The sequence below is a fragment of the Photobacterium sp. BZF1 genome, assembly GCF_014349205.1.
In the GTDB taxonomy this organism is placed as follows: Bacteria; Pseudomonadota; Gammaproteobacteria; order Enterobacterales; family Vibrionaceae; genus Photobacterium.
Window position 1 is genome coordinate 1 of the sequence record NZ_JACSOF010000239.1, and the last position, 5,802, is coordinate 5,802.

At 38.9% G+C, this 5,802-nt stretch carries 5 protein-coding genes; all 5 read left to right on the top strand.

What is annotated here, in order from left to right:
* The first annotated feature begins 113 nt into the window (after positions 1-113).
* The 5 genes from BIZ37_RS29125 (at position 114) to BIZ37_RS29145 (ending at position 5,667) form a co-directional block, all read left to right on the top strand.
* Entirely contained in the window at positions 114-449 is a 336-nt protein-coding gene (locus tag BIZ37_RS29125; RefSeq protein ID WP_187464512.1) for a TnsA endonuclease N-terminal domain-containing protein, read from the top strand.
* A 111-nt stretch (positions 450-560) separates the two neighbouring features.
* Positions 561-2,438, top strand: a complete 1,878-nt coding sequence (locus BIZ37_RS29130) for a DDE-type integrase/transposase/recombinase (RefSeq protein ID WP_187464513.1) — start codon at positions 561-563, stop codon at positions 2,436-2,438.
* A 13-nt stretch (positions 2,439-2,451) separates the two neighbouring features.
* A complete protein-coding gene (locus BIZ37_RS29135; RefSeq protein WP_187464514.1) occupies positions 2,452-3,351 on the top strand; it encodes a TniB family NTP-binding protein in 900 nt (299 codons plus the stop codon).
* Positions 3,352-4,842: a TniQ family protein gene (locus BIZ37_RS29140; protein WP_187464515.1), complete on the top strand. Its 1,491-nt coding sequence runs from the start codon at positions 3,352-3,354 to the stop codon at positions 4,840-4,842.
* A gap of 492 nt (positions 4,843-5,334) precedes the next feature.
* The gene (locus BIZ37_RS29145; RefSeq protein WP_187464516.1) at positions 5,335-5,667 is read left to right on the top strand and encodes a hypothetical protein; all 333 of its coding nucleotides are present in this window, start codon (positions 5,335-5,337) and stop codon (positions 5,665-5,667) included.
* Positions 5,668-5,802: the final 135 nt, after the last annotated feature.

Genomic DNA, 5,802 nt, shown 5'->3' on the forward strand with positions numbered 1-5,802 from the left:
CCAATTAATTATATCAATACTAACCAACGCATGAAAAAATATAATTTCTTAGACTTGAAACTATATTTTTTGGCGCTATCATTCAGCATCACCAAGTCAATCGGAATGAATGTATGAGAAGTATCAAAAGACACTCTAGAGTGAGTAACATTTACAGAATTAAAAGTCTTAAAGCTGGCGTAACATTTAAACTTGAGAGCTTAGGAGAAGTTTGCCAGGCTTTAATCAACGAATTAGACATTAATGTTATTTCTCAGTGTGCACAGCCATTTACCATCAAATACTGGTTTAATGGTAAGCAGCATCACTATACTCCTGATTTTCTCGTAAAAATGGCAAATGGAGAATGGCGTGTAATTGAAGTAAAACCAAAGAACCATGTAAAACCATTCAAAGAAAAATTTGATGTTATTCGGCTCATTTTAAAAAAAAAGGGATCACGTTCCTGATTAACAGTGATGAGTCATTATTTAACTACAAGAAATTATTCGACTTAAACAGCAGATATACAAAAAAATTCTATGTTTAATATTAAGCAACTAAATACTAATGATGCAGTCATGTACAACCATGAGGAGTACATCCTCAAGCACATTGGCTCTAACTATTATACTTTCTATCATGAAGATAAAAGACCTTTATCCCTAAGTATCACAGAAGTCTGTGAGGCTATACGTGAGAGTAAGTTAGATGTTGCACCTGTATACAAGCAGCCGACTTTAAGTTCAGTACATACCCTATCTGATAGGGACAAAGCAATATGTACCATGAAGTTAGCTCAAGCCTTCAGGACTGAGAAAAATATCACAACTAAGGCTATCAAGGAGGTTGCTGACAAAATTGGCGTACCCGCACTTGGCAAATCCCGCTTATACGAACACTTATCTAATGCTCGCAAATACGGTTGGTACCTGGAGGTTTTTTTACCGAAGCATAAACAAAAAGGATTTAGAGGTTCACGTTACCCTGTATTCCTTGAACATAAAGCAGAACAATACATATATAAACATTACCTTAAAGGAGGAAAAGTCACACAACGTTCATTATATGATAGTTTTAAGGGCTACTGCCTGACCGATCTAAATTTATGTGACGTTGATGTCCCTTGTATCGAGTGGTTTCGCCAGCAACTCAAAAAAGTTCCTCAGTTTGAAAAAATCCAAAAGCGTAAAGGTTCAGTTGCTCTAAAACAAACCATGAGGGATTATTTCCAGCGATTTCATGTCGAGAATATTCTCGATAGGGTCGAATTTGATTTCTATAGTCCGAAGACTCTACTGATTACAGAAACTGATGGAAAAGAAGAAATCTCTAGCCGAGTTTTTTTCTGTGTTGCCATTGATACTTACAGTCGTATGCCATTAGCAATTGTTACTCTTTCGGAAAGAGGGGAAAGTGCAAACTGTTTCCGCCTATGTGTCAAACAAGCAATGCAAAATCCAATATTGTCCACAATTACTGGGGACGCAATTTATTGTTGTGGCCTTATCAAACAGATTGTTGTTGATGCTGGTTCTGGTTTTAGTCAAGAGAGTTTCATCAACAACCTTGTTGGTGATTTTGGCATTCTCTATCAAACCACAGAAGTCCAAGCCCCTTATAGAAAGCCGTATGTAGAAAATTTTATCTACCAAATAAAAAACCAATTCGAGGTAACGCTACCGTGCTCCTATGAAGACATTCGTGATGAAGGAAAAAAGGACAAAATAAATAAGCGAAAAGCCATCACTGTGGATAAGTACCTGGAGTATTTAAACAGTTGGATTGTGGACTCATATGCAATAACAAAGCAAACGGGTGATACTAAAACGCCTCTCGAACGTTGGCAATCTTCATTTGAGCGAACCAAACCATTTTTACCAGACGATTTCGATATTCGTTTTTCTCGCTCTGGAACTTTAGAAACAGGGAAAGCTAACTATAGGAGCGGTATCAACAAATACTATACATTTTACAACAGCCCTGAACTACAAAAGCTCCTCGATATCGAGCGAAGTATTGATCTTCAATTCTACGTCGAGCCTCTAGATATGAGCTCAATTTTTGTAATAAACCCAGGCACTTCAGAACTTCTTAGGGTTCCTTCAATAAAACCTGTAATACAACCAGGAACAACGCTGGAGGATCATTTAGCGCAGATGAAAACTTTACGCAGACACAAGCCAGCAGAGGCCTGTATTGCCGAGTATAAGATCCGGGAAGAAGCACATAAAACAGCGAAACGAGTTAAAGCTGAGCCAGCCGTAAATACTGCAGGAAACAAACCTAAATCAAACGCGAAAGATGCAAGAACTGGCTATGAAGCGTGTGAACTAACTGAGGAGCTACTCAACGAAACAGTTCATTTGAACCAGAGTGGAAAAGTAACAAAACAACGCACAACAACTCGCCAGCATCAAGATGATGACTTCGGCATGACAACATTTTCTAAAAAATAGAGAGATTATTTGTATGAATGTATTAGAACAACTCCAAAATAATTACATTATGCACAAAAGTGCAAAACTCGCCTTCAGAAAAATTGAAATGTGTATAAATAGTACTGTTGATGGTGGAACTCCTAGAAGTGTACTGATCCTTGGAGACGCAGGAGCCGGCAAAACAGCAATGCTAGAGGTGACCAAAACTCACATCATAAAAAACCACCCTCACGAAGACATTAACTGCGATACTTTTCTTTTTGTTGAGGCCCCTTCACCATCGAGCCTCAAAGCTTTGCAAAGTGCATTTTATGAAGAAATGGGGGCATCAAAATTAGATAACCAAAGACATACAGAAGCTCGACGAACTAAGCAAATCATAGAGCTGATAAATAAACATGGATATAAAGTCATCGCCAATGACGAAGTTCATCACTTTACGGAAAAGTATAAAGCCAATCATGAATCAGTCGTATGTGACTTCTACAAAACCGTCATGCGCGAAACAGGGTGTGCTTTCATCCTAGTAGGCAAACCTGTTGCAGAAAAGCTCGTTCGATCTGACGATCAATTGCGACGCCGTTTTCTTGGCACCTCTCGGCTAGAGCGCTTCGCTCCTCCTCATAAGGGGAACCGAGAGTTTCAAGCCTTTGTGAACATGTATCGCGAAGCTTGCCCTGTAGATCATGTCGATTTCAGTGACGACTTTCTTACCCGTCTATATATTGCTTGTGACGGTCTTCCTGGACTCTGGCATACATTAATAGAGCTGGCTATTAGGACAAACCCTGCCAAAAAGCTAATTGACATGAATGATATAGAAAGTGCTTTCGAGAAAGAGTTCCAACCATCAGATGTATTGGGTTTTAACCCATTTGAGGCTAGCTTGCTCGACGTTGAACACTGGTTAAAAACGAGCTTTGAGGCATAGATGATGGGTAAATTGAAGCTACCATACTCGTTGACTCCAGAAGCCAATGAATGTGTTCAAGGGTTTATCGCTCGACTCGCAGAAAGTAACTGCTGCATAAACACCAACGAAATACTAAGTGCATGCAATGTAATGCCCAGTCATTGTACTAATTTCAAACAAACAGGTTCCTATACATATGTCATCAAAGTTCTACAAGCCCTTGCAGATGAGTGCGTACAAGAAACCATTAACCACTTCGAGCAGCAAGCAACTGAAACAAAACTATCACCACTGCTTAAGAGTGTTGCCCGATATTGCCCAGCTTGTCTGGCTCATTCAAGGATTCAAAACATTGATTGGCAGATTTCACTCAAGACGCACTGTGCCAAGCATGGTATTCAACTTATAGATAAATGCCCATCCTGTAATGAGTCTTTATCTTTTGAAGCAATAAACGATGATTGCTGCAGCTATTGCTCCTGCCAGTTGAGTGAATTCAGAGACACGTTTGGTTCTTTGCCGTCTTACCTAAACGGTCTCATCAATCTGAGAGGAAAAGCACTCAAGGATGCATCCAAAAGCCTTCTCGATACAGCAGGACAACTACTAAGACCATATGACCAACTACCTGGCAAATCTGAATACCTAGAAAATTATTCGATTCCAGATCTTGTTGAGATCCTTACAGCAACCTATGAGTTACTAACAAAACCAGCAGCCCGTAAACAATATGCGCTCGAGATTGAACAGGCTCGCAAAGATATGGAAGTGATCAGTCATGATGCTATGCAATACCCAAGTATCGTAATCGATACATCCATCATCTCGGCTGATAACTCACCCTGCCTCACACCATCTTTCACAAAATGGCAGGCAACGAATGCTATAAAAAATAAGGTTAGAAAAGCATTTAAGCTACAGGGACAAGAAATTAATAATGAGTCCACCAGGTTCATCGGCGATTTATGGGTCGTAGAACAAATGCTTGGTTCAACCTTTGAAGAAGTATCATCTCTAATTAAGGAAAAAGTGATCGTACCGTTCAAAAGCGCCAAATCTATCTCTGGTATGTTATTTGACCTAAGAGACTTTGCCAAGCTACTAGCTGTAATCCCCCTTGCCGAAGGAGATGCAGAACACTATCTTTGTCTTGAATCCATTCGAAAAGACTTTTTGTTTGAGAAATGCGGCAGTTCGCTTGGGGAGCTACTTACAGACCAGCGCATTCAAACTTACAGGACTTCAGTTAATCACGGATTTCATTCTCTATGTTGGCGAAAAACTGACCTGGAAAGCTGGAGCTCACAGATGCTGTCACAAAAAGAATTTTATATGACAGCAAAAATCGTCAAATTACTTCTTGGCATTAACCAAACAGAGCTCAATACGCTAGTTGCCAAAGGACAAATTCGTCGCTGCAAGACAAACCCACATATCAACAAAGCATTTTTCCACTCTCACAATTCTCAAGATGTGGAAAAAATGCTAAAAATCAACACATCTAACTAGCCTCATTCAAAGAGCAGCTACCTTGCTGCTCTTTCTTTCATCTTAATAGCTCCAATTTTAAGACCTTCTAGCAAACTTCCTTTCTGTATATTTATTAGTCACGCCATTTAAACTACATTTAGATAAGAAGCCGAAGCCCCCCATGTTTTTATAACATGCTGTTTTTCCAGCTTTATATTTGTAGTTAGAAAAATTCCGGCTTATTGCCCTTAATTAATTTCCGGCTTTCTTTGGATTCAGCTTTAACTAGTTGATATAGCTATTAACGATTTCCGGACTACTTACCACTTTTCCAATAGAGAAATCCACAATACCTTAATCACGAATATGCCCAGATCTGGGCCCTTTAACAAACTCAATGCTCATCTGGTAAATCTTAGAAACATAATTAACGTGTTACAGACACCCGTGGGCATAGCCCAGATCACGTTTCCCTCTCCCTACAGTGTATAAACTGACACAGTTATGAAATGTTAAATGGTGATATTAAGTATGCAGTTATTTGGCACAGTAACTTATGATAACAACAATCATTTACGTCGTTTTTTCTCGAAATACGCCAGGTTCAAAAAAGAAATAGAATTAGACATTGAAGAAAGGTTGCCCTCCCTCCTAAACACTAATAGTTACAAAATCAAATACGCACAAAAACTGATGCACAATGGCATCAGGATTCAAGAATATAAAATAGTTCTGACTTCAACTATTAGTTGCCGAGTAGCCTTTATCCACCACGAAAATGATATCAAGGTGATTTATATAAGTGACCAGATAACTAAACAACCCTATTGTGAAAAATTGGCAAAAACTGAATTAGTTGGTTGAACAGTAGTGTTATATCTTTGGCATTTACTTTCTCACACCAAAGTGAATGCCACCGGCATACTTCGCATTTTGCAACAAAATACACCTATATTAATGACCACAAATACTTACAGCAAAAATATATAACCCTTTCAT